Origin of the sequence: Embleya sp. NPDC056575 (genome assembly GCF_042793325.1) — a bacterium.
Lineage (GTDB): Bacteria > Actinomycetota > Actinomycetes > Streptomycetales > Streptomycetaceae > Embleya.
Genome location: NZ_JBHTVA010000002.1, coordinates 118,077 through 139,921 on the forward strand (window position 1 = coordinate 118,077; position 21,845 = coordinate 139,921).

Genomic DNA, 21,845 nt, shown 5'->3' on the forward strand with positions numbered 1-21,845 from the left:
TGCACGTGACTTCCACAGCGGCCCGACGGCGTCGATCGGCCCGAGAGGCGGCCCTGGCCCGAGTGGTCGAGCAGGGGCTGCTGGGCCCGGAGCAGCCCCTGCTGGGACTGCTCGACGTGGACGGCATCCGGGCGTCGGTCGACGCGCTGGCGGCGGCGTTCGGCGACACCCCCGTACTGCACACCTTCGCCGCCAAGGCGTGCGGCCTGGTCCCGGTGCTGCGCCTGCTCGCCGACGCGGGCATGGGCTGCGAGGTCGCCTCGCCGGGCGAACTCGAACAGGCACTGGCGGCCGGGTTCACCCCCGACCGGCTCGTCCTGGACAGCCCCGCCAAGACGGTCGAGGAACTGCGGTACGCCCTCGCGCACGGCATCGCCGTCAACGTCGACAACTTCCAGGAACTGGCGCGCGTCGACGCGATCGTGGCCGAGCGCCCGGCGACCGGACCGATCGGGATCCGGGTCAACCCGCAGGTCGGCGCCGGCACGATCGGCGCGATGAGCACCGCGACCAGCACGTCCAAGTTCGGCGTCGCGCTGCGCGACCCGGGGGCCGTCGAGGCCGTCGTCGAGGCGTTCGCCCGCCGGCCGTGGCTGAACCGGCTGCACGCGCACGTCGGCTCCCAGGGCTGCCCGCTGTCGCTGATCGCCGCCGGCCTGCGGGCCACCTACGAACTCGCCGAGCACGTCAACGCCGTCCTGGGCCGCCGACAGATCACCGGCCTGGACATCGGCGGCGGCCTGCCGGTCGACTTCACCGGCGACGAGGACGACCCGACCTTCGCCGACCATGTCGCCGAACTGCGCGCGGTCGTGCCCGAACTCCTGGACGGCCGCTACGAGTTGGTCACCGAGTTCGGCCGCTCGCTGCTCGCCAAGAACGGCACGATCGCCTCGCTTGTGGAGTACACGAAGAGCGCCGGCGGCCGACGGATCGCGATCACCCACGCCGGCGCACAGGTCGCCACCCGGACCGTGTTCATGCCCCGGGCGTGGCCGCTGCGCGTGGGCGCCTTCGACGCGCACGGCCGACCCAAGCACACGCCGGAGGAGATCCAGGACGTCGCCGGCCCGTGCTGCTTCGCCGGCGACCTGACCGCCGTCGGCCGCCCGCTGCCGCTGCTCGAACCGGGCGACGTGGTCGCGCTGTACGACACCGGCGCGTACTACTTCTCGTCCCATTTCGCCTACAACTCGCTGCCCCGACCGGCCGTGTACGGCTACCGGGTCGTGGACGGCGAGGTGCGCCTGGCCACGGTCCGCGAGGCGCAGACCATCCGCGAAGTGGTCCTGGAGAGCGGGGCGGCGCATGTGCACGCCCTCGTGGACCTGGGATCCGCGACCTCCTCGGGGTACCCGTCCGAGCACGACCGTCCCGACCCCGAGGAGGTGGCGGTATGACCCGCGTCCTGATCTCCGCCGACATGGAGGGCGCCACCGGTACGGTGCTGCCCGCCGACGTGCGCGCCGGCAACCCGCGCTACGAACGTTTCCGGCGCCTGCTCACCGGTGACGTCAACGCGGCGGTGGCCGGATTCCTGGACGGCGGCGCCGACGAGGTGATCGTCAACGACGCGCACTGCGGCATGGACAACGTGCTCCTGGAGGAACTCGACCCGCGCGCGGTGCTCATCGTCGGCCGCAACAAACCCCTCGGCATGCTCCAGGGCCTCGAACTCGGGGTGGACGCGCTGGCGTTCGTCGGCTACCACACCGGCGCGGGCGAGGCCGGAGTGCTCGCCCACACCTACCTCTCGCACAGCGTGCTCGGCGTGCGCGTCGACGGCCGCGCGGTCGACGAGGGGAGCTTCAACGCACTCGTCGCCGCCGAGGCAGGGGTGCCGGTGGTGCTGGTCACCGGTGACGACGCGACCTGCGCCGAGGCCGCGCGCTACGCGCCGGGCTGCCGTACGGTCACGGTGAAGACGGCCATCTCCCGGCATGCGGCGATCTGCCGTACGCCCGCCGCGACGGCGGCCGACATCCGCCGCGAGGCCGCCGCCGCGCTGGCGAGCCCGATGGATCGGGGCCCCGCGATGCCGGCCCCGCATGTGGTCGAGGTCGACGTGGACAGCCCCTACCTCGCCGAACGGGCGAGCGCGATGGGCGGGGTCGACGTGATCGGCCCGCGCACGGTGCGCCTGGCGGCCCCCGACGCCCGTGCGGCGCTGCGCCGGTTCCGGGCCCTGACCTGGGTGATCGGCGCCGGCCGCGAGGACGACTGGACCTGACCGGTCGCGCGCCCGCCCGTCCCCTCTCACCTCTCTCGTTCCCCGCCCCCGCAGGAGTCTCCATGTCGTCGCAGCCGCAGCCCACATCCCCGACCGAACAACCACGACTCAGCCGTTCGCTCCGCAACCGACACATGGCCATGATCGCGATCGGCGGGGCGATCGGGGCCGGTCTGTTCGTCGGCAGCGGCAGTGTGATCAAGACCGCCGGGCCGGCCGCGATCGTGTCGTACTGTCTCGCCGGCGCGCTGGTGTTGTGCACGATGCGCATGCTCGGCGAGATGGTCGTGGCGAGGCCGTCGTCGGGCTCGTTCTCGGACTACGCGCGCGGTGCCATCGGGCCCTGGGCGGGATTCACGATCGGCTGGCTGTACTGGTACTACTACGTGATCATCGTGGCCGTGGAGGCGGTCGCGGGCGCGGCGATCCTGCACGCCTGGATCGATCTGCCGCTGTGGGTGCTGGCGATGGCCCTGATGGCGGTGATGACGGCGACGAACCTGTTGTCGGTGAAGTCCTTCGGCGAGTTCGAGTTCTGGTTCTCCTCGGTCAAGGTCGCCGCGATCATCGCGTTCCTGGTGGTCGGGGGGCTGCACGTGTTCGGCGCGTGGCCGGGCAGTTCGTTCGACTTCGGCAACCTCACCTCGCACGGCGGCTTCGCGCCGAACGGCTTCACCTCGATCTTCTCCGCGATCGTGGTGGTCATCTTCGCCTTCGGCGGCGCCGAGATCGTCACCATCGCCGCCGCCGAGAGCAAGGAGCCCGAGCGCTCCGTGGCCAAGGCGACGACCGGCATCATCTGGCGGATCATCCTGTTCTACGTCGGCTCGATCTTCCTGGTCGTCACGATCGTCCCGTGGGACGGCGCCGAGGTGCTGGCGAGTCCGTACGTCGCCGCGTGGGACATCATCGGCCTGCCCGGCGCGGGAACGGTGATGGACATCGTGATCCTCACCGCCGTGCTCAGCGTGCTCAACTCGTCGGTGTACGTGTCCTCGCGCATGCTCTTCGCGCTGGCCTCGCACGGCGACGCGCCCAAGTGGTCGGTCCGGACCAGCAGGCGCAACGTCCCGGTGCGGGCGATCCTGGCGGGTACGGTCGTCGGCTGGGTCTCGGTGGTGTTGGCCTACCTGTCGCCGGACACCGTGTTCACGTACCTGGTCAACTCCTCCGGCGCGATCGCCATCTTCATGTACGTCATGATCGGCGCCTCGCAACTGCGCATGCGCCGCCGGTTGGAGCGTGAGGCCCCGGAGCGACTGACGCTGCGGATGTGGCTGTTCCCCTACCTCACCTGGATCGTGATGGCGGGCTTCGTCGCCGTGCTGGTGGCGATGGCGGTCATCGACGACCAGCGCACCCAACTGTTCACCAGCCTGGGCAGCCTCGCCGTCGTGCTCGCCGCGTACGGGCTGCGCCGGGTGTACGGCCCGCGCCCGGCGACCGGGTCGGGCGAGCCCCGGGACCCGAAAGCCGCCCCGGAACCCATCGCCACCCCGTAGCGGGCCGGCGCGGCGCCGCTCGCGCTCTGCTTCCCGGCGCCGCCCTCGCCCCTCTTCTCCCGGTGATCAGACGCCGATGACGGTGAGGGAGAGCCACAGCGCCGGCACCGACAGCAGCAGGCCGGCGGGCACGGTCCACAGGCCGAGTCGGGTGAATCGGCCGAGTTCGACCTCGCCGTCGTGTTCGTGCACGATGCGCCGCCACAGCAGGGTGGCCAGGGAGCCGGCGTAGGTCAGGTTGGGTCCGAGGTTGACGCCGAGCAGCACCGCGAGCACGGCGCCGGGCCCGGACGGTGCGGTCAGCGGCAGCAGCACCAGTACGGCGGGCAGGTTGTTGACGATGTTGGCGAGCAGCGCGGCCAGTGCCGCGATGGCGAACAGGGCCGCGAGGCCGGTGCCGTCCGGGACCAGTCGGCCCAGGGCGCCGGCGAGGCCGTTGTCCACGACGGCGCGGACCACGATGCCCAGGGCCAGGACGAAGGCCAGGAACGGGATCGCGGCGGCGCGCACGATGGCGGTGGGCGTGGTGCGCCGCCGGACCAGGGCCCGCACGGCCAGGACGAGGGCGCCGGCGAGGGCCGCCCAGGCGGGGTCGACGCCGACCGCGGAGGTCAGCACGAACCCGGCCAGCGTGCAGGCCACGGTGACCAGGGCGAACAGCGGCACCTCGCGGGGTTCGGCGGTGGGCGGAGCCTGCGCGCCGGCGTCCAGGTCGGCGGCGAAGAAGCGCCGGAAGACCAGGTACTCGGCGGCGATGGCGACCAGCCAGGGCAGGGCCATCAGGGCGGCGAAGCGGGTGAAGCTCAATCCGCTGGCCGCGAGCGCGAGCAGGTTGGTGAGGTTGGAAACCGGCAGCAGCAGCGAGGCGGTGTTCGCCAGGTGCGAGCAGGCGTAGATGTGGGGTTCGGGGCGGGCGCCGAGCCGGGCGGCGGTGACGAACACCACGGGGGTGAGGAGCACGACGGTGGTGTCCAGACTGAGCACCGCGGTGATCCCCGAGGCGGCGACGAACACCTGCACCAACAGGTGACGCGGGCGTCCTGCCGCGGTTCGGGCCATCCACGCCCCGCAGGCGTGAAACAGTCCCTCGTCGTCGCACAGCCGAGCCAGGACCAGCACGGCGGCGAGGAACCCGATCACCGGCCCGAGCCGCGCCGCCTCGTCACCGGCATGCGCGGGCGAGATCGCCCCGACGGCGACCACCACCGCGGCGGCCGGCACGGCGACAACCGCCTCGGTTATGCCGAACGGGCGAACGACGGCGCACGCGAGCACGCCCAGAAGCAGTACGACGGAGACGACCTCCGCCAACGAGGAATCCACCCGCCCGATCTTCCCCCACCCGAACCAACCGACATCCGACCCCTCCGCGCGATCGGGACACCCCCGGAGGCCGAATCGGTCGTCCCCCTCGTCCTCGACGTCCCGAAGGCGTGACGCATCGCCGCTCGCCGGGTGGCCGAACCCGGGGGTCAGTCCACGACGTACCACGCGTTGTCGATGAAGCGCAGGGTGGAATCGCCCAGGTCGCCGCTGGTGAACGTGGTGGTGGCCCTGATCGCGCGGGCCGGGATGTCGACTCGGTCGGTTCCGCGCACGGAGACCAGCGCGGGGTCCACGGTGGCGGTGGTCAGGGCCTTCTTCCCGGTGGCGGACATCATCCGGAACATGCCCGTGAAGGACGTGGCGCACGGGCCGGCGCCCTCGTTCTCGGCCTGCTTCGCGGCCGGCCCGGCGATCTCGCAGAGCGTGGCGATGTCCTCTCGCCCGAGGCCGTGCAAAAACTCCTCGAAGCGCCGGATCGCCGCCTCGGGCGACGCGCCCTGTGGCGCTCGTGCGTCGGTGGTGGCCGAAGGGGCCTGTGACCCGGCGGCGGCCGGTGTCGAGGTCCCCGAGGCCGGCGACGTCGAGGATCCGGTCGTGGGCGCGCCGGTCGACGGCGGTGCCGAAGCCGTCGGCGCCGGCCGGTCCGCGGTCTGCTTCTTCGGGGAATCGCCGTCGTTGCACGCGGTCAGCAGGATCAGGGTGGATACGGTCACGCCCACGATTGTCCGCACGTGGTTCTCCCGTCGATGAGATCACGAACGGCCGATGGTACTTGCGCCGTTCGTCGTCGGGTGGGTCTACCGGTCGGGTTTGCCGGGGGGTTCGGTGGGTTTGGCGCGCTTTTCCCCCTTGGGCTTGGTGTCGCCCCTCGGCTCCCTGCCCGAGTCTTGGGGTGGGGCGTCGGTGGCGGACGAGGGGACTCGGGCGTCGACGGTGACGATGACGGTCCTGGCCGGGGGCGGAGGGGGAGTGGTCGCGCGTGTGGGGGGTGCCGAGGGCGGTGGGGCGGACGTGGTGGGCGGCGGTACGACGGGTGGGGTCGTGGGCCGGGTGAGCGGGGGGAGGGGGGCGGTGGTCGGTGCGGGGCGGCTGTTGTCCGCGTCCGGGCCGGCCCGGTGGTGGAGGAGCGCCAAAGTCGCGCCGGACGCGCCCAGGACGATGCCGACGACCAGGCCCGCGGTCGGCAGGTGACGTCGTCTCCGGCGCCGCACCCGTGTGGCCGACGTGGTGATGGTCGCGTTGCCGGTCGCGACGACCGGCGGGCCCGACGGGCGCGCGCACGATGCCGCGGCCGCGTCGAGCAGGCGGGCGCACTCGGCGGCGTCGGGCCTGGCGGCCGGGTCCACACGTGTCATCGCCTCGATCGTGGCGGCCAGTTCGCCCGGCACGTGGGACGGGATGTGCGGTGATCGCCGCGAGCGGTCCAGGGCCGCGTCGAGCGAGGATCCCGGATATTCGCGTTCGCCCTTCAGCGCCTCCAACAGGACCAGGCCGAGGGCATGGACGTCGCACGCGGGCCCCGAGCCGTGCCCGAGGATCTGCTCGGGCGCGAGGTAGGAGACGGTGCCGATGATCGTGCCGGGTGTGGAGCGGGTGGGCTCGTCGACGAGACGCGAGATGCCGAAGTCCGCCAGGTACGGCGTGTCGCCGGGGCCGATCAGCACGTTGGACGGCTTCACGTCCCGATGCACGATGCCGGCCGCGTGTACGTGTGCCAACGCCGAGGCCAGTCGCACGCCGATCCTCGCCACCCGGTCGGCCGTCAGGGGGCCGTCCACGATGTGCTGCCGCAGGGTGACGCCCCGGATCAGGCGCATCACCACATACGTGCAACTCTCGTGCCAACCGACGTCGTGCACCGTGACCAGGGACGGATGGGTCAACCGGCCCAGTAACACCGCCTCCTGGCAGAACCGTTCCGCCGTCACCGCGGGCACGCCGGGGCGGAAGATCTTGACCGCGACCTCCCGCCGCAGCCGCAGATCGACGGCCCGGAAGACATCGGCGGTGCCGCCCGCGCCCAGCAGTTGCCCCAGGCGGTATCGACCGTCGAGGATGCCGCCGCTGCGCGGAAGGGGACGCCGTATTCGGCGCGGCAATGCCGTCATGCACTCTCCCCGATCGGTCCCGACAATGCCCGGGTTCCTACCCACCGTTCGTCCCGCCATACCGAAACGCGCCCGCACGCCGAAAACGGAGGTATTCCGGGTGTGTGCATACGACTTGGGCTTCGGGACGTCGGCCGACGCGCCGCGGGCGCGCCCCTACCGCGCCGGTTCGTCCGCGTCGATCAGCGCCGTGATCACCCGGTCCAGCACCGCCAGGTCGGCCGCGGGCAGGTCGCGCAGCGTCGCCGGGGGGTCGTCCAGGATGTCGCGCGCGATCCGGGCGAGGCGCCGGCCCTCCGGGGTCGCCGCCAGCATGCGCTGCCTGCGGTCGGTGGGGTGCACGGTGCGTTCGATCAGGCCGCGCCGTTCGAGGTCGTCGACGACCAGCGTCGTGTACGGCTTGTCGGTGGCGAGCCGGGTGGCCAGTTCGCGCATGGACATCGGACCGGCGGCGATCCGCCGCAGTGCCTTGACCCGGACGAAGCTCAGCCCGGTCGCCTCGGTCACCGCGCGCCGGCGATCGTGCCGTTCCACGACGAGCACGCGCATCCCCCGCCAGATTCGCCCGGCGGCATCCGAAGGGGCGTCGCTCGTCGCGTCGTGCGCGGGGGATGCGGTCATTGCCTCACGTCCGTCGTCTCCTGCGTGCCGGCGGGCGGCGCCGCGGGCATGAGTTCCGCGCCCGTACGCTCGGCCGTGCGCAGGGCCCGGCGGCCCGTGGTGAGCATACCGAGGACGGCGACGGCACCCGCGCAGCCCAGCACGATCCACCACCCGGTGTGGGTCGCGGCGGCCAGGTCGGCGCCGCCGGGTGTGCCCGGCACGGAGGCGATCGTGGTGCCCACCACCGCGACCCCGAGGCACTGGCCGAACTGGCGGCTGGTCGAGGCGATCGCGGAGGCGACGCCCGCCTGGGCACGCGGCATTCCGGACACGGCGGTATTGGTGATCGGCGCGTTGACCAGCCCGAAGCCGACGCCGAAGACGCCGTACGCGGCGACCATGCGCAGGGTCGAGGTGTCCTCGGCCAGCCCGACCAGCAACGCCGCGCCCGCCGCCATGGCGACACCGGCCCCGACCAGCGGTATGCGCGGGCCGACCCGCGCGACCAGCCGCCCGGAGATCGGCGCGAACACGACCGTCATCACCGCCATCGGCAGCGTACGCAGGCCCGCCTCGGTCGGCGACCAGCCGCGCGCGTCCTGGAGGTAGAGCGTGTTCAGGAACAGGAATCCGGACATCGCGGCGAATGTGCACACGGCCGTCACGGTCGCCCCCGCGAACGGCACGCTGCGGAAGAAGCGCAGATCGATCAGCGGTTCCACGCGCCGCGGCGACCGGTACACCAGACCCGCCAGGCAGCCGGCGGCGAGGGCGAACAGGCCGAGGATGAGCGGCGAGGACCATCCCTGGGCGCGGCCCTCGATGATCGTGTAGGTGAGCGACAGCAGGAACACCAACACCAGTACCTGACCGACCGGATCCGCCCGCCGGGGACGCGCGGCCTTGGACTCGGGCACGTACAGCGCGGTGAGCACGATGGCGACGAGCGCGACCGGCAGGTTCATCCAGAACACCGACCGCCAGCCGGCCGAGTCGACCAGCGCGCCGCCCACGATCGGTCCGAGCGCCATGGCAACGCCGATCACCGCGCTCCACGCGCCGATCGCGCGGGCCCGTTCGCGGGGTTCGGTGAAGGTGTTGGTGATGATCGACATCGCGACCGGGTTGAGCATCGACCCGCCGACCGCCTGCACCACGCGGAACGCGATCAACCATCCGAGCCCCGGCGCCACGGCGCACAACGCCGAGCCGACGGCGAACACCACCAGTCCGGTCTGGAACACCCGACGCCGGCCGATGCGATCGGCCGTCGAGCCGGCCACCATCAACAGTGCGGCCAGCACCAACGTGTAGGCGTCGATGGTCCATTGGAGCTGCGACACCGAGGCGTGCAGATCGCCCCGGATCGACGGCAGCGCCACGTTCAGGATGGTGTTGTCGAGCCCGACGATGAACAGGCTCAGGCAACAGGTCGACAGGACGAGAAGCTTCTCGCGGCGGCCGATCCCGGTGGGCGACGACATGTACCACCCCATCAATCGTTACTGATCTACAACCATTATAGTTGTACAACGATCTGGGTCGACGGTCAACCGCTCCACCGCGGCCGTTTGTCGCGGGGCCCGGGTCCGGGCGAGTGCGGTCTTGTCCTGTCGGCAGGACGGTGAAATCGCGTCACGCGGTGAATTCCCGGTCCTTGAAAGGGCCCCTCGACCGCTCTACGTTGATGCGGTGGTGCTCGACGTCCCGATATCGCCGGCGTTTCTCCCGCATGGCCGGTCGAAAAGTGCGCGATACGAGGTGTGAGGTACGAGGCGCGAGCCTCTGGATTCGCCACGCCGGACATTCCCGGCCGCAGTCGACCCGGGTCGGAGGCGAATCGTCGTGCCTGTCGTTCAGTGGATTCACAACCGGGGGAGAGCCGACCTTGTCCGAACCCCATTTCCTCGCCGCCCGTTCCGCCGACGCGATCACCGGGAGCATGTTCGCGGGGCTCGCCCTGATCCTCGCCGCGGCCTTCGTCTTCGGCCGACTGGCCGGGCGCGTCGGACAACCGGCGGTGGTCGGCGAGATCGTCGCGGGGCTCGCCCTGGGGCCGAGCGTGTTGGGCCTGCTCCCGGGCGATCCCACCGCCGCGCTGTTCCCGGCGGACACCCGGCCGCTCCTCCAGGCGCTGTCGCAACTGGGCCTGGTGCTCTTCATGTTCGGCATCGGCCATCGGCTGGACGCCGCGCACCTGCGCGGGACCGGTCGCCGGGTCACCGCGGTGTCGCTCGCCTCCGTGACCCTGCCGTTCCTGCTGGGAACCGGGCTGGCGGTGTTGCTCTACCCCTGGTACGACAAGTCCCGGCTCGACACCGACGGCATGCTCGCGCCGGCCCTGTTCCTCGGCGCGGCGATGTCCATCACCGCCTTCCCCGTGCTCGCCAGGATCATCGAGGAACGGGGTATGCAGCACAGCCGCATCGGCGCGATGTCGCTCGCCTGTGCCGCCATCCAGGACTTCCTCGCGTGGTGCGTGCTGGCCGTGATCGTCATGGTCGCGACCGCCGGCGGGTCCTGGCCGCTGATCCGAATGGCGCTGGAGACCGCGCTGTTCCTGCTGGTCCTCGGCTACATCGTGCGCCCCGCACTGCGCCGGCTGACGGCCTCTCGGCGCGGTTCGGCCGGCGGCGCGCTCCTGCACGCCGTGCTGGTCACCGGTGTGTTGCTGTCCGCCTGGGCCGGCAACGCGATCGGGCTGCACGCCGTGTTCGGCGCCTTCGCCTTCGGTGTGGTCGTACCGCGCCGCGAGGTCGGGGAGCGGGCCCCCGGGGTCGCCGAACGCATCGACCAGACCGGCCTGTTCCTGCTGCCGGTCTTCTTCGCCGTCACCGGCCTGTCGGTGGACCTCGGCAGCCTCGGCCGGCGCGGCCTCGTGATGGTCGCCGCCGTCGTCCTGGTGGCGTGCGTGGGCAAGTTCGCGGGAGCGGCCGTCGCCGCCCGGCTGTCCGGCGCGTCGGGGCACGAGGCGCTTACCTTCGGCGTGCTGCTGAACGCCCGCGGACTCACCGAACTGGTCATCCTGAACGTGGGTTTGGGGCTGGGCGTACTCGACACGCGCATGTTCACCGCCATGGTGATCATGGCCCTGGTGACCACGCTCATGACCGGACCGCTGCTGGGACGCCTGGGCTTTCAACCGGATCCGCGACCGGTCGGCATCCGTCCGACCGTGGACATTGTCAATGTCGATACCGTCCCGTACGGTCGATCCCCATCACCGCGGGACACGCCATTGTCCGGCCGTTTTCACTCCCCGGGGAAAACCGAACCCGAACGATGAGACGGGTAATTCGGCGGTAACCCCAAGACTGCGACGCGAAGACGGCACCGGAGGAAAGGAGGGCGTCGTGACGATCGAATCGGTGCACGAGCACGGTCTATTCAGCGACCGCTATATGCAGGATCCCTACCGCGTATTCGCCGAGCTGCGCCGGGTGGGTCCGATACATCGCGCGAAAACTCCGAGCGGCATTTCGGTGTGGGTCGTCACCGGCCACGCGGAGGTCTCCGCCGCGCTCGCCGACCGGCGCCTGTGCAAGGACTCGGCCCGGCTGCGGGCGATCATCGACCGGGCCACACCGCCCGGGCTCGACGGATCGCACGTGGGCGAGATGGTCGCCACCGACATGCTCAACAGCGACCCGCCCGAGCACACCAGGCTGCGCAAGCTGGTGGCCCAGGGCTTCAGCGCGCGCCGCATCGAACGTTTGCGACCGCTGGTTCGGCAGCTCACCGACGAACTGCTGGACGCCATGGTCGTGCGGGCCGCGGACGGGAGCGTCGACTTCATCGACGCCTTCGCCTTCCCGCTGCCGCTCACCGTCATCTGCGAACTGCTCGGCATTCCGCGCGCCGACCAGCGCTCCTTCCGCGCCTGGTCGACCGTCGTCGTGGGCTCCTCCTCGCGCGACCAGCTGCGCCGGGCCACCACGGCCATGGGCGGCTACCTCGCGCAGACGATGGCCGCCAAACGCTCCGCGCCGGGTGACGACCTGCTCTCCGACCTGGTCGAGGCCAGTGACACCGGCGACCGGCTCACCCCGCTGGAACTGGTGTCGATGGCCTGCCTGTTGCTGATCGCCGGCCACGAGACGACGGTGAACCTGCTCGGCAGCGCGCTGCTGGCACTCCTGGAGCACCCGGACCAGTTCGCGCGACTGCGCGAGCGGCCGGAACTGGTGGACGCGGCGGTGGAGGAAACGCTGCGCTACGACTCGCCGGCCCCGGTCACCACCTGGCGATACGCGGCGGAACCGATGAGCATCCACGGCTCCCCGATCGCGACGAACGACCTCGTGCTGCTGGCCCTGGGCGCGGCCAACCACGACGCGCGCATCCCGGACCCGGACGCCTTCGACATCGAACGGCGGATCACCGGCCACCTCAGCTTCGGGCACGGCACGCACTTCTGCCTGGGAGCCGCGCTGGCCCGCATGGAGGCGCAGGTCGCCCTCGGCCGGTTGGTCGAACGTTTCCCCGACATCACGCTCGCGGTCCCCGTCGGCGAACTGCGCCGGCGCCCGAGCGTGGTCATGCACGGCCTGGTGGACCTGCCCGTACGCCTGGGGCGGCAACCCACGACGAGCGCCGTACCGGGCACCGGTACGGCCGGATGACGGCAAACCCGCCCGCGGCGGGGGCCGGGACGGAAGAGGGGCACACATGGACGACGAACGCCGGGGCCAGGTCGCGGACCTCGTCTGCGAACTGTTGGAGCTGGACCGGTCCGAGGTCACCGAAACGAGCAGATTCGTCGACGACCACGAGGCCGACTCGCTGAATCTGATCGAGATCCTCGCCGGACTGGAGAAGCGATTCGACGTGGTGATCGCCCAGTCCGAAGTGCCGCGCATGGTCAACCTGCGCGGTGTGTACGAGGTACTCGACGCGACGCCGGGCTGGTAGCGACCGGCCGACCGAGGGGGCGCACATGGCAACAGGAGCAGCGGCGGACCACCCGCCCGCCGGGCGGCGGCGCGTGGTCGTCACCGGCGTCGGGGTGCTGTCCAGCATCGGCATCGGCGCCGACGAATTCGCCCGGGCACTCCGGGAGGGGCGCAGCGGGGTCCGACCGATCACCGTGTTCGACACCGACGGCTTCGAGCACCGCAACGGGTGCGAGGTGGTCGGATTCGACCCGACCGAGTGGATCCGCGAGCTGGACGTCGACACGCTGGGCAAGGCGACCGGGTTCTCGGTCGCGGCCGCCCGAATGGCCGTCGAGGACGCGGGCCTGCCGCTCGACCGGTTGCGGGACGAACCCGTCCTGGTCGCGATCGGTACCACCGACGGCGAGGCGTACGACCTGGACCGGCTCGTGGAGAGCGAACTCGCCGACGGACCCGAGAAGTACGACCCGGTCACGGTGCGGCGGGTGTCCGCGATCCGGCTCTCCACCGCCGTCGCCCAGGAACTCGCCCTGAACCGCGCGGAGGCGTCCACCGTGGCCACCGCGTGCTCGGCGGGCAACTACGCGATCGGAACCGGCCTGGACGCGATCCGCTCCGGAGAGGTGGACGTGGCCCTGTGCGGCGGCGCGGACGCCATGTGCCGCAAGACGTTCGCCGGCTTCTACCGCCTGGGCACGATCGCGCCCGACCGGTGCCAACCGTTCGACGTGGACCGCAAGGGGATCCTCACCGGCGAGGGCGCCGGGGTGCTGGTCTTGGAGGAACTGGGCTCGGCGCTGCGCCGCGGGGCCCGGATCTACGCGGAGATCCTCGGATTCGGGCTCAGCTGCGACGCCTTCCACCCCGTCGCGCCGAACCAGGCGGGCGTCGCCCGCTGCATCGACCTGGCGCTGCGCGACGCCGGCGTCACCCCCGACCAGGTCGACCTGATCTCGGCGCACGGCACCGGCACGATCCCCAACGACGTCACCGAGAGCATGGCCATCCGCGAGGTGTACGGCGAACGCCCGCCGCGCACCGTCGCATTGAAGTCGATGCTGGGGCACTCCATGGGCGCGGCCAGCGCGCTGGCCGCCATCGGATGCGCGCTGGCGATCACCCACGGCTTCATCCCGCCCACCATCAACCACGAACGCACCGACCCCGAATGCGCGATCGACTGCGTTCCCAACACGTCGGTCGAGGCGGACCTGCGGATCGTGCAGAACAACGGGATGGCCTTCGGCGGCAACAACGCCGTGGTGGTCCTCGGCAGATACCAGTGAGGAATCGTCGCATGGGCATCGCCATCACGGCGTGGGACGCCGTATCACCGTTCGGTGTGGGTCGGGACGCCTTCACCGAGGGCCTGTGGTCCGGCGCCCGGCCCGTCGCCGCGCCGACCCCCACACCCCCGCCGGCGCCGGGCTCGCGGGCCTGCCTGGTGCCCGACTTCTCGCCGCGGGAAGCGCTCCGCGGCAAGACCCGGTCCATGGACCGGGTCACCGCACTGGCCGCGGTCGCCGTCGGACGGCTGCTGGCGGAGGCCGACCCCGATCCGGCGCCGGACGCGCCGGAGCAGACCGGACTCGTGCTCGGCACCGCCACCGGCAGCGTGCAGAGCATGACCGACTTCACCCGCGAATCGTTCCAGGGCGCGCGCCCGTATCACGTCGACCCCGCACGCACTCCCAACACCGTGATGAACTGCGCCGCCGGGCAATGCGCGATCCGCTACCGGCTGCGCGGCCCCAACGCCACCATCGCCGGCGGGCGCGCGGCCGGCCTGCTGGCCCTGAGCTACCAGCGGCGACTGCTGTCCTGCGGTCGGGCGCGGCGTGTGGTGTGCGGCGCGGCGGAGGAGTATTCGGTGACCCGCTCCTGGCTGGAACACCACGCCCGGGAGGACGACACCGATCCGATGCCGCTCGGCGAGGGGTGCGCGGTGATCCTGGGTGATGGCGCGCCCGGCGCTCCCGTGCTCGCCGAAGTGCTGTCGGTACGCAGCCGGGTTCACCACGGCGACGATCCGGCCGATGCGATTCGGCAGGTGGCGCTGGAGACGCTGGCCTCGGCGGGAGTGGCCGCGGACGAGGTCTGGGCGGTGTCGCCGAGCCGGCCGCCGGGGCCCGCGGGGGAGCGGGAATGGGCGGCGCTGACACGGCTGTTCGCTCCCGGCGCGCTCGACCGGCTTCCGCTCCTGCCGTTCGGCGACACCGGCGCGGCCTCCGCCGCCTTCCAACTCGTTTCCGTGCTCAGCGCATCGGACCGGCTGCCCTCGGCCGCCGGGCGGGCGGCGCTGGTCAGCTCCGTCGACCGCGACGGCACCGTCGCCTGCGCGCTGCTGCGGCTGGGCGAGTGTCACTCGGCCGCCCGCCGGCCACGAGCCTGAGGAGAAAGACGATGCCGGACGACGATCGCCGGGTGGCGCTGGTCAGCGGCGGCTCGCGCGGGATCGGCCGCGCCACCGTGCTGCGCCTGGCCCGGGAGGGTTTCGACACCAGCTTCTGCTACCGCTCCGACGCGGCCGCGGCGCACGAAGTCGAGTCGCTGGTCGAGGAGGCGGGTGCGCGCTGCCTGGCCGTACCGGTCGACGTGGCGGACGGGGACGCGGTCCGGGCCTGGGTGACGGAGACCGAGGCGCGCCTCGGGCCGGTCGAGGTGGCGGTCACGTGTGCCGGCGTGACCCGCGACCAGCCGCTCGTGCTGATGTCCGACCAGGAGTGGCGCAGCGTCCTGGAGACCAACCTGACCGGCGTGTTCGAGGTCTGCCGGGCCGCGGTGTTCGCGATGATGAAGCGGCGACGGGGCAGCGTGGTCACGCTGTCCTCGGTCGCCGGGGTGCACGGCAACCCCTCGCAGACGAACTACTCCGCGTCCAAGGCGGGCATCATCGGCTTCTCCAAGGCGCTGGCCAAGGAGGTCGGCCGGTTCGGGATCCGGGTGAACACGGTGGCGCCGGGACTCGTCGACACCGACATGATCCGGGCGATGCCCGAACGCGCGCGCAAGAAGCTGCTCGACGCGGTACCGCTGGGCCGATTCGGCCGCGCCGATGAGGTCGCGGACCTCATCGGCTACCTCGCCTCCGACCGCGCCGCCTACATCACCGCGTCCGTCTTCGAGATCGACGGCGGAATCACCATCTGACCGCAACCCCAGGGAACCGAAGGAACAGGAAACGGAGCGAGATGGAACCGGGTGCCACGGCCGCGACACTGCCCCTCACCGCGGCGCAGCGGGAAATCTGGCTCGCACAACAGTCGGCCCCCGCGAACCCCGTCTACACCATCGGCGGCTACATCGAGATCCTCGGCCCGGTCCGGCCCGAGGTGTTCGAATCCGCGCTGCGCCACGTGGTCGACGAGATCGACGCGCTGCGCCTGCGGTTCGTCGAGGTCGACGGCGAGCCGCGGCAGATCGTCGGCGCACAGCCGGACTGGTCGCTGCCGTATCTCGACATCGGCGCCGCGCCCGATCCGCGCGCCACCGCCCTGGAGCGGATGCGCGCCGACCTGCGCGAGCCGCGCGTGATCGAGCGGGCGCCGCTGTTCTCGTTCGCGCTGTTTCGCGAGGGTCCCGACCGGTTCCTGTGGTATCTGGCCAACCACCACCTCCTGCTCGACGCGTACAGCGTCGGGCTGCTGGTGCGCCGCGTCGCCGAGGTGTACCCGGCGCTGCACGACGGTGCGCCGGTCCCACCGTGCGGCTTCGGCACGCTCGCCGAACTACTGGCCGATGAGGAGGAGTTCCGCGCCTCGGCGGCGTTCGGGCGGTGTCGGGACTTCTGGCTGGAGCGCATGCGCGACGCCCCCGAGCCGGTCCGACTCGGCGAACCCCCCAGCGCGCTGCCCACCGATTTCCTGCGTGAGACCAGGCGGCTCTCGCACGCCGCGCTGCGCGGCATCGCGGCGTCGAACCGACCGCCGGCGTCGGGCGCGCCGGCCCACCTGGTCGCCACCGCGGCGGCCTACCTGCACCGGATCACCGGCGCGTCGGACGTCGTCGTCGGGCTCGCCGTCGGCGGGCGCGACAGTCGGCGACTGCGGCGGATCCCCGGGATGTCGGCCCAGGCGGTGCCGCTGCGCATGACGGTCGCCCCCGCGATGACGGTGGCCGAGCTGCGCGCACAGGCGGCCGAGCGCCTGCTGGAGGCGCTGCGCTACCAGCGGCTCGGCAGCGGCGAACTGAGCCGAAGCCTGCAACGCGGCACCGGCGACCGGGAGTTGTTCGGCCTGGTGGTCAACGTGACGTCCTTCCCGCGTGATCTGCGCTCCGGCGGGCGGACCTGGCGGGTACACAGCCTGACCAACGGGCCCGTGGGCGACTTCGCCGTGGCCGCCGAGGATCTCGGCGAGGGCGAGGGATACGAGCTGAACTTCGACGCCAACGCGGCGCTGTACGGGCGCCCGGAGTTGGCCGCGCACGGCGACCGGCTGTTCCGGGTGTTGCGCCAGGTGGTCGATGCCGATCCCGAACTGCCGGTCATGGGGCTGGAGTTGACCACGCCCGCCGAGCGCGATCGGCTGCGGGCCCTGGCCGCCGGGCCGGCGCACGAGGACACCGCGACCGCCACGGTGCCCGAGTTGCTGGCGCCGTGGGCGCACGCCGACGCCCCGGCCGTGCACTGCGGTACGGACACGGTCACCTACCGGGAACTGCACCGCCGCGCCAATCGGCTGGCCCGCCACCTGATGCGCCGCGGGGTCGGCCCGGAGCGGCTGGTGGCGGTGGCGCTGCCGCCCTCGGTGGAGCTGATCGTGGCACTGCTCGCGATCCTCAAGGCCGGCGGCGCCTTTGTGCCCCTGGACGTCGAACACCCGGTGGAGCGGCTGCGGTTCCTGCTCGCGGACGCCGCGCCGCACCTGGTGCTGACCGACCACGAGCACCACGCCGCACTCCCGGACGGCCCGGCCGCATCCACCCTCGTGCTCGACGACGCGCACATCGCCCGCCGGCGGGCGGCCCTGCCCGACCACGAACCGGCCGACACCGAGCGCAGCCGGCCGCTGTGCCCGGCGCACCCCGCCTACCTGATCCACACCTCGGGCTCGACCGGCACGCCCAAGGGCGTGCTCGTCACCCACGCCGGTGTGCCGAGCCTGGCCCGCTGGCAGCGCGAGACGTTGGGCGTCGGCCCCGGCAGCCGGGTCCTGCAGGCGGCGTCGATGGGTTTCGACGCGATGTTCTGGGAACTGTGCCAGGCGTTGACCTCGGGCGCGGCGCTCGTCCTGCCCGAACCCGGGCGCCCGCGCATCGACGCCATCGTCGACGCCCTGGCCGGCCGACCACCGGTGACCCACGTGACGTTGACCCCGGCGGTGCTCGCGAGCATCCCCGCCGACACGATCCCCCCGGGCACCACGGTGGTCGTAGCCGGGGAGGCGGTCTCCGGCACGCTGGTGGCCGAGTGGTCGCCGGGACGCACCCTCCTCAACGCCTACGGGCCCACCGAGTACACCGTCTGCGCCACCGCGAGCGCCGCGCTGCACGGCGACCAGGCACCGCCGATCGGGACGCCGATTCGCGGCGCGCAGGCGCATGTGCTCTCGCCGGACCTGTCCTCGGCGCCGATCGCGGTGCCCGGCGAGCTGTACCTCGCGGGGCCCGGAGTGGCCCGCGGCTACCGGGATCGGCCGGGGCCGACCGCTCTGCGGTTCGTGGCGAACCCGTTCGGACCCCCCGGCTCGCGCATGTACCGCACCGGGGACCTGGCGCGCCGGCACGACGACGGCGCCCTGCGGTTCTTGGGCCGCGCGGACGACCAGGTGAAGGTGCGGGGGTTCCGGGTCGAACCCGCCGAGGTGGAGGCGGCCGTCGCGGAACGGCCCGAGGTCGGTGTCGCGGTGGTGATCCCGCGCGAGGACCGGCCCGGTGACCGCAGGCTCGTCGCCTACGTCGTCGCCGAGCCCGGACGCACCGTCGAACCGGTGGCGCTGCGCCGCTCGCTGGCCGCCCGACTGCCGCAACACATGGTGCCGGCGGCCGTGGTGGTGCTCGACGCGCTGCCGCTGACCGGCAACGGCAAGCTCGACCGCGGCGCGCTGCCGGCGCCCGAGACCACCGGCGCGGGCGACGGACGGCGGCCCGGCTCGCCCACCGAGCAGACCCTGTGCGAACTGGTCGCCGAGGTGCTCGGGGTCGAGGCGGTCGGGGTCGACGACGACTTCTTCGACCTCGGCGGCCACTCGTTGCTGGCCACCCGACTGCTCGGCCGGGTGCGTGAGGTGCTCGGCGTCGAACTGTCGGTCCGGCATGTGTTCGAGTCGCCCACCGTGGCCGGCCTGGCGGCCCGATTGGCCCTGGGCGAGCCGGCCGGCGGCCAGGAGACCCCGCCCGAGGCGATCGATCCGGCCGACCTGGCGGAGTTGGGGCCGATCCTGGCCGAGCATCCCGATGTGGCCCGCGCCGCCGTCACGTTCACCGACGGCCGGCTGGTCGGCTACGCCGTCCCGGCGCCGGACCGCCGGATCGACCCGGGAGCGCTGCGGGCGTACCTGGCCGGCGCCGCGTATCTGGGCGGAACCCTGCGCGAGCGGCCCGTGCCGACCGCGGTGGTCGTACTCGACGAACTGCCGTCGACCGCCGACGGCGAACCCGACCGGCGGGCGCTGCCGGCCCCGCGCGTCGAGCCGAACCCGGCCGGTCGCGGCCCCCGCACACCCCGCGAGGAGGTGCTGTGCCGGCTCTTCGCCGAGGCGCTGGCGCTGCCGTCGGTGGGCATCGACGACTCGTTCCTGGACCTCGGCGGCCACTCGCTCCTCGCGGCGCACCTCGTCGAGCGGGTGCGCGACGTCCTGGGCGCCGAGCCGTCGGTGCGGGACGTGTACGAGGCGCCGACCGTGGCCGCGTTGGGCGAGCGGCTCGGCGAGGGCGGCCGGCGCGACGCGCTGGGCGTACTGCTGCCGCTGCGCACCCGGGGCGAGCGGGCACCGCTGTTCTGCGTGCATCCGGGCATCGGGCTGAGCTGGTGCTACGCCGGGCTGTTGCACAGCCTCGGCGACGACCAGCCCGTGCACGGCATCCAGGCACGCGGCCTGGACGGTCGCGAGCCGCTGCCGGCGACCGTGGCGGAGATGGCCGCCGACTACCTGGAACAGATCCTGAAGGTGCGGCCGAACGGCCCGTACCACCTGATGGGTTGGTCCTTCGGCGGGCACGTCGCACACACCCTCGCGACCATGCTGCGGGCGCGCGGTGAGGCCGTCGCGCTGCTGGCCGTGCTCGACAGCTTCCCGGGCGTCGGTCCGGCGAACGGCCACGTGCCGTCGGAGCCGGAACTGCTCGCCGAGCTGCTGGACTTCGTCGGCGGCGCCCCGGACCCGACGCACGCGCCGCCGGACCGGGCCCGGGCGGTGGCGGCCCTCGGCCTCGAGGGCGGCCCGTTGTCCGCGCTCGACGCGGCGAGCCGGCACGCCGTCGTGGACGTCTTCCTCAACAACGCCCGGCTGATGCGCCGGCCGCCCGCGGCGGTGTTCGACGGAGACTTGCTGCTGTTCCGCGCGACGAAGGGCCGCCGGACCGACTCGGCGAACCGAGAGGTCTGGCGGCCCTGGGTCACCGGGCCGATCGAGGTGCACGACATCGGGTGCGAGCACCGGGAGATGACTCAGCCGGAGCCGCTGGCCCGGTTCGCCGAGGTCATCCGGCCTCGGCTGCGGGCTCGCTGAGCGCGGACCCCGGCGCGGGCTCCTCCCAGTACATGCCGTCCGTCGACACGGTCAGCCGGTCGGGTCGGTCCCGCCACCCGGCGGCGATGGTGTCGAGCAACCGCCGGTGGTTGTCGCCCTCCAGCCGCAGGTGGTTGGGGTCCGGGTGGTTCTCGGTGGTGAACTCCTGGGTCCGACCCTCCCAGAACGCCCGCATCCCGGCGTCCTCGTCGGGCCCGCGCCCCCGCGTGCGCGACGCCGGGGTCGCGGACCCACCGTCGAGCGGCGTGTACTCGCCGGCGCCCAGCCCCGCGGTGAGGTAGCTGAACGAGTCGGCCTCGGAGGCCGCGGCGCCGGTCAGCTTCTTCGCGGCCCAGAAGTACGAGGTCTCGTCCTGGTGCGTGTCGTAGACCGCCTTGAGGAACTCGTAGTACAGCTCGTATTCGCGGCGGTGGCGGAACTCGGCCTCGGCGAACGCGCGTTGCTCGTCGAGCCGGCCCGAGAGCACGCTGTTGATCGAGCGGGCCGCCAGCAGGCCGCTGTAGGTGGCCAGGTAGACGCCGGTGGAGAACAGCGGGTCCACGAAGCAGGCGGCGTCGCCGACCAGGGCCATGCCGGGCCGCCAGAAGCGGGTGTTGCTGTAGGAGTAGTCCTTGCGCACCCGCACCTGTCCGTACGGACCCTCGGTCACCCGGCGTGCGTCGCGGAGGAAGTCGCTGATCATCGGCGACTCGGCGATGAACCTCTCGAGCGCGCCCTCGCGGTCCTGCTGGATCTTGTCGGCCATCTCGGCCGGGACCACGGCACCCACGCTCGTCAGTTCGTCGGTCAGCGGGATGTACCAGAACCAGCCGCCGCCGAACGCCGCGCACAGGATGTTCCCTCGTCGGGGCGGGTCCATGCGCTTGCCGCCCTCGAAGTACCCGAATACGGCGATGTTGCGGAAGTATTCGGCGAGTTCGCGGGTGCCGCCGACATGCCGGCGGATCCGGCTGGTGTTGCCGGAGGCGTCGACGACGAACCTCGCGGTGACCTCGTGCTCCACCCCGTCGGCGTCGGTGTACCGCACGCCGCGCACCCGCTCCGGATCGCTGAGGACATCGCGCACGGAACACCGCTCGCGCACGTCCACGCCGACCCGGCGGGCGTTGTCCAGCAGTATCTTGTCGAACTTCATCCGCTCGACCTGGAACGCGTGGCGGCCGCGGTGGGTGTCGGTCGCGAAGGTGAACGACCACGGCTCGGGACTGGCGCCCCACAGGAAGGTGCCGCCCGTCTTGGTCTGGAAGCCGGCCGCCTCCACCTCGTCGGCCACGCCGAGCAGTCCGCAGATCCACTCCGTGGTCGACGGCAGCAGCGACTCGCCGATCTGATACCGGGGGAAGCTCTCCTTCTCCAGCAGCAGCACCCGGCCGCCCCGCATCGCGACGAACGAGGCGACGGTCGAGCCGCCCGGCCCACCGCCGACCACGACGACGTCCACGTCCGTGGACTCCCGATCGGTTGTGTTCATGGTTGGTCTCCGTTTCGAG

At 72.4% G+C, this 21,845-nt stretch carries 16 protein-coding genes; 10 read left to right on the forward strand and 6 right to left on the reverse strand.

What is annotated here, in order from left to right; all coding sequences use genetic code 11:
* Positions 1–5: 5 nt before the first annotated feature.
* The 3 genes from ACFRCG_RS01825 (at position 6) to ACFRCG_RS01835 (ending at position 3,732) form a co-directional block, all read left to right on the forward strand.
* Entirely contained in the window at positions 6–1,400 is a 1,395-nt protein-coding gene (locus tag ACFRCG_RS01825; RefSeq protein ID WP_380027639.1) for a diaminopimelate decarboxylase, read from the forward strand.
* Positions 1,397–2,230 carry a M55 family metallopeptidase gene (locus tag ACFRCG_RS01830; RefSeq protein ID WP_380027641.1) on the forward strand — a complete coding sequence of 278 codons (834 nt, stop codon included), beginning with the start codon at positions 1,397–1,399 and terminating at the stop codon, positions 2,228–2,230. The genes ACFRCG_RS01825 and ACFRCG_RS01830 overlap by 4 nt, the downstream gene beginning before the upstream one ends.
* 62 nt (positions 2,231–2,292) lie before the next feature.
* A complete protein-coding gene (locus ACFRCG_RS01835) occupies positions 2,293–3,732 on the forward strand; it encodes an amino acid permease (RefSeq protein WP_380027643.1) in 1,440 nt (479 codons plus the stop codon).
* Positions 3,733–3,798: 66 nt separating this feature from the next.
* Here the strand turns inward: ACFRCG_RS01835 and ACFRCG_RS01840 are convergent, their stop codons facing one another.
* The 5 genes from ACFRCG_RS01840 to ACFRCG_RS01860 all read right to left on the reverse strand — a co-directional run bounded on the left by ACFRCG_RS01840 (position 3,799) and on the right by ACFRCG_RS01860 (position 9,253).
* A complete protein-coding gene (locus ACFRCG_RS01840) occupies positions 3,799–5,055 on the reverse strand; it encodes an SLC13 family permease (RefSeq protein WP_380027646.1) in 1,257 nt (418 codons plus the stop codon).
* 149 nt (positions 5,056–5,204) lie between these two features.
* Complete coding sequence (locus tag ACFRCG_RS01845; RefSeq protein WP_380027648.1) at positions 5,205–5,771, reverse strand: hypothetical protein; 567 nt, start codon at positions 5,769–5,771, stop codon at positions 5,205–5,207.
* Between the two features lie 84 nt (positions 5,772–5,855).
* On the reverse strand, positions 5,856–7,166 hold the full coding sequence (locus ACFRCG_RS01850) for a serine/threonine-protein kinase (protein ID WP_380027650.1): 1,311 nt from the start codon (positions 7,164–7,166) through the stop codon (positions 5,856–5,858).
* Positions 7,167–7,322: 156 nt separating this feature from the next.
* On the reverse strand, positions 7,323–7,787 hold the full coding sequence (locus tag ACFRCG_RS01855) for a MarR family winged helix-turn-helix transcriptional regulator (RefSeq protein WP_380027652.1): 465 nt from the start codon (positions 7,785–7,787) through the stop codon (positions 7,323–7,325).
* Positions 7,784–9,253 (reverse strand): MFS transporter, encoded by a 1,470-nt coding sequence (locus ACFRCG_RS01860; protein WP_380027654.1) that lies wholly within the window; start codon positions 9,251–9,253, stop codon positions 7,784–7,786. The genes ACFRCG_RS01855 and ACFRCG_RS01860 overlap by 4 nt, the downstream gene beginning before the upstream one ends.
* 404 nt (positions 9,254–9,657) lie before the next feature.
* On the opposite strand from ACFRCG_RS01860, the gene ACFRCG_RS01865 reads away from it, so the two are divergent.
* The 7 genes from ACFRCG_RS01865 to ACFRCG_RS01895 all read left to right on the forward strand — a co-directional run bounded on the left by ACFRCG_RS01865 (position 9,658) and on the right by ACFRCG_RS01895 (position 20,334).
* Positions 9,658–11,055, forward strand: a complete 1,398-nt coding sequence (locus tag ACFRCG_RS01865; RefSeq protein ID WP_380027656.1) for a cation:proton antiporter — start codon at positions 9,658–9,660, stop codon at positions 11,053–11,055.
* 67 nt (positions 11,056–11,122) lie between these two features.
* The gene (locus ACFRCG_RS01870) at positions 11,123–12,391 is read left to right on the forward strand and encodes a cytochrome P450 (protein WP_380027658.1); all 1,269 of its coding nucleotides are present in this window, start codon (positions 11,123–11,125) and stop codon (positions 12,389–12,391) included.
* Positions 12,392–12,437: 46 nt separating this feature from the next.
* Positions 12,438–12,680, forward strand: a complete 243-nt coding sequence (locus tag ACFRCG_RS01875) for an acyl carrier protein (RefSeq protein ID WP_380027661.1) — start codon at positions 12,438–12,440, stop codon at positions 12,678–12,680.
* Between the two features lie 25 nt (positions 12,681–12,705).
* Positions 12,706–13,950 (forward strand): beta-ketoacyl-[acyl-carrier-protein] synthase family protein, encoded by a 1,245-nt coding sequence (locus ACFRCG_RS01880; RefSeq protein ID WP_380027663.1) that lies wholly within the window; start codon positions 12,706–12,708, stop codon positions 13,948–13,950.
* Positions 13,951–13,961: 11 nt separating this feature from the next.
* Positions 13,962–15,056 carry a beta-ketoacyl synthase N-terminal-like domain-containing protein gene (locus ACFRCG_RS01885; protein WP_380027665.1) on the forward strand — a complete coding sequence of 365 codons (1,095 nt, stop codon included), beginning with the start codon at positions 13,962–13,964 and terminating at the stop codon, positions 15,054–15,056.
* A gap of 11 nt (positions 15,057–15,067) precedes the next feature.
* The gene (fabG, locus tag ACFRCG_RS01890; protein ID WP_380027667.1) at positions 15,068–15,814 is read left to right on the forward strand and encodes a 3-oxoacyl-ACP reductase FabG; all 747 of its coding nucleotides are present in this window, start codon (positions 15,068–15,070) and stop codon (positions 15,812–15,814) included.
* A gap of 41 nt (positions 15,815–15,855) precedes the next feature.
* Positions 15,856–20,334, forward strand: coding sequence for an amino acid adenylation domain-containing protein (locus tag ACFRCG_RS01895; protein WP_380027669.1), 4,479 nt, complete (start codon positions 15,856–15,858; stop codon positions 20,332–20,334).
* Here ACFRCG_RS01895 and ACFRCG_RS01900 read toward each other — a convergent pair.
* Positions 20,306–21,826 (reverse strand): tryptophan 7-halogenase, encoded by a 1,521-nt coding sequence (locus tag ACFRCG_RS01900; RefSeq protein WP_380027671.1) that lies wholly within the window; start codon positions 21,824–21,826, stop codon positions 20,306–20,308. The genes ACFRCG_RS01895 and ACFRCG_RS01900 overlap by 29 nt on opposite strands.
* Between the last annotated feature and the right edge of the window lie 19 nt (positions 21,827–21,845).

Excerpts from the sequence above, each read along its gene's own strand:
- ACFRCG_RS01830 (WP_380027641.1), top strand. The coding sequence starts at position 1,397 with ATGACCCGCGTCCTGATCTCCGCCGACATGGAGGGCGCCACCGGTACG.
- ACFRCG_RS01835 (WP_380027643.1), top strand. The coding sequence starts at position 2,293 with ATGTCGTCGCAGCCGCAGCCCACATCCCCGACCGAACAACCACGACTC.
- ACFRCG_RS01850 (WP_380027650.1), bottom strand. The coding sequence starts at position 7,166 with ATGACGGCATTGCCGCGCCGAATACGGCGTCCCCTTCCGCGCAGCGGC.
- ACFRCG_RS01855 (WP_380027652.1), bottom strand. The coding sequence starts at position 7,787 with ATGACCGCATCCCCCGCGCACGACGCGACGAGCGACGCCCCTTCGGAT.
- ACFRCG_RS01860 (WP_380027654.1), bottom strand. The coding sequence starts at position 9,253 with ATGTCGTCGCCCACCGGGATCGGCCGCCGCGAGAAGCTTCTCGTCCTG.
- ACFRCG_RS01875 (WP_380027661.1), top strand. The coding sequence starts at position 12,438 with ATGGACGACGAACGCCGGGGCCAGGTCGCGGACCTCGTCTGCGAACTG.
- ACFRCG_RS01880 (WP_380027663.1), top strand. The coding sequence starts at position 12,706 with ATGGCAACAGGAGCAGCGGCGGACCACCCGCCCGCCGGGCGGCGGCGC.
- ACFRCG_RS01885 (WP_380027665.1), top strand. The coding sequence starts at position 13,962 with ATGGGCATCGCCATCACGGCGTGGGACGCCGTATCACCGTTCGGTGTG.
- fabG (WP_380027667.1), top strand. The coding sequence starts at position 15,068 with ATGCCGGACGACGATCGCCGGGTGGCGCTGGTCAGCGGCGGCTCGCGC.
- ACFRCG_RS01895 (WP_380027669.1), top strand. The coding sequence starts at position 15,856 with ATGGAACCGGGTGCCACGGCCGCGACACTGCCCCTCACCGCGGCGCAG.
- ACFRCG_RS01900 (WP_380027671.1), bottom strand. The coding sequence starts at position 21,826 with ATGAACACAACCGATCGGGAGTCCACGGACGTGGACGTCGTCGTGGTC.